Origin of the sequence: Pseudonocardia sp. SID8383 (genome assembly GCF_009864975.1) — a bacterium.
Classification (GTDB): domain Bacteria; phylum Actinomycetota; class Actinomycetes; order Mycobacteriales; family Pseudonocardiaceae; genus Pseudonocardia; species Pseudonocardia alni.
This window is the reverse complement of the sequence record NZ_WWFY01001160.1, coordinates 1-1,809: the sequence shown is the minus strand read 5'-3', so window position 1 is coordinate 1,809 and position 1,809 is coordinate 1. Positions and strand designations below refer to the sequence as shown.

General features: G+C 77.7%; 2 protein-coding genes and 1 pseudogene. 2 read left to right on the top strand and 1 reads right to left on the bottom strand.

Going from position 1 to position 1,809, the window contains the following annotated elements:
* The coding region (locus GTW08_RS28260) for a magnesium chelatase domain-containing protein (protein WP_275939026.1) at positions 1 to 326 on the top strand (326 nt) is incomplete at its 5' end.
* Positions 327 to 329: 3 nt separating this feature from the next.
* On the opposite strand, the gene GTW08_RS28255 is transcribed toward GTW08_RS28260, so the two are convergent.
* Entirely contained in the window at positions 330 to 722 is a 393-nt protein-coding gene (locus GTW08_RS28255) for a hypothetical protein (RefSeq protein WP_161152256.1), read from the bottom strand.
* Between the two features lie 810 nt (positions 723 to 1,532).
* Between GTW08_RS28255 and GTW08_RS28250 the strand changes: the two are divergent.
* A pseudogene (locus GTW08_RS28250) lies at positions 1,533 to 1,809 on the top strand (A/G-specific adenine glycosylase); the annotation flags it as partial.

Here is a 1,809-nt window from a genome sequence, read left to right as displayed (position 1 = left end):
GCGGGCTCAAGCTGCACGACGCCGAGGTCTACACCGCCACCGTCGGCGGGATGCGGATCACCGAGCCCGCGGCCGACCTCGCCATCGCGCTGGCGGTCGTCTCGGCGAAGCGGGACGCGGCGCTGCCCGCGGACCTCGTCGTGCTGGGCGAGCTCGGGCTGGCCGGCGAGCTGCGCCGGGTGCACGGGGTCGACCGGCGCCTCGCGGAGGCCGCACGGCTGGGCTTCACCCGGGCGATCGTCCCCACCGGGGCCGAGGTCGGGCGGACCGGGATGCAGATCACCGAGGCGTCGTCGCTGCGCGAGATCATGGCCCGCATCCGCTGAGCCTCAGCTCATGAGCAGCGGGACGGGCTCGCTCACGACCCGGTCGAGCCGGGCCAGCACCCGGTAGCCCCCCGGGCCCACCCGGGTGCGCTCGCCCGCACAGCCGGGCTCCGAGGCGAGCCCGGTCCAGGTCACGGCGAAGGCCACCGGCTGGCCGGGCACCAGGGTGCGCAGGTCGTCCGACGACGGGTTGGAGCAGTCGTTGGACGACCAGAGCTTGGTCGCCCCGTCGCCGCTCCAGACGGCGATCTCCTGCTGGGCGCCGTCGAGGTCGCGCACGCAGGGCTGGCCGGAGACGTTGGTGACGACCAGCCGCAGCTCGGGCCGCGCGCCGGAGGGGTAGGTCGGCTGCCCGGTCTCGGCGCGCACCTCGATCATCGCGTCGGTGCAGGGCACCGGACCGGTCGGCGGGGAGGGTGCGGCCTGCGGCACCTGGACGGACGGGCGTGGTGTGTCGTCGGGGCGGACGTCCCCGTCGCGGCGGCCGGCGGGGGTCCGGGCGCGGCGGGGTCGGGGAGCGGCACGGACGCGGGTGCCCCCGTCCCCGGGGCTGGGGATGCCGGGGACGGGGACCCCGGGGGCGCCGCGGGTGCGGCCGTCCCTGTGTCCGGTGTGGTCTGCGACGACTGGGGGGTCGTCCGTGCGGCCGTCCCGGCGGGCTCGTCGGAGCCCCGTGGGATCAGCAGCCAGGTGGTGAGCCACAGCAGCGCGAAGAGCGCGAGCAGCGCGACGCCGACCGCGCACGCGCGCCGACGCCAGTAGACCGACGCCGGCAGGGGACCCACCGGGTGCATGTCACCGACGGTAGATCTCCGGTTACACGAAGTCGCCGCCGCCGCGCCGGGAACGGACATGTCCGGCGAGGTCCACCCGGCGGGGCGACCCGCGCGTCCCGACCGGGTGAGTGCAGTGGCGGAACGGCCGCCCGCGCGCCCCCCGGGTCGGCCCGGACGGGGTCGACGACCCGGATCGCCCGACCCCCGGGCGAGTGGCGCACCGACCCGCGGTGACCGGCGTCGTCCGGTGACAGGGCCCGCCCGGTCACCCGCGGACGGGAACCACCCCGGTCGTGGCACGCGCCCCGGTGGCGGGCGCGGTAGGGACCGTGATCCACGGGACGGCCGCGGGCGACGCCGACGGTGCCCGGTCCGTGATCACGGCGGGGCCGTCGCCGGGGGCCCGGCCGGGGCGCGGGACACTGGGACGGTGGTGGCCGACCTGATCTTCCCGTGGTTCCGGGCGCACGCCCGCGACCTGCCGTGGCGGCGCCCGGAGACCACCCCGTGGGGTGTGCTGGTCAGCGAGTTCATGCTCCAGCAGACCCCGGTCGCCCGGGTCGAACCGGTCTGGCGGGACTGGATGGAGCGCTGGCCGGCGCCGTCGTCGCTGGCCGCCGCGCCGCGCGCGGACGTGCTGCGGGCCTGGGGCAAGCTCGGCTACCCGCGCCGCGCGATCCGGCTGCACGACGCGGCCGCGGCGATCG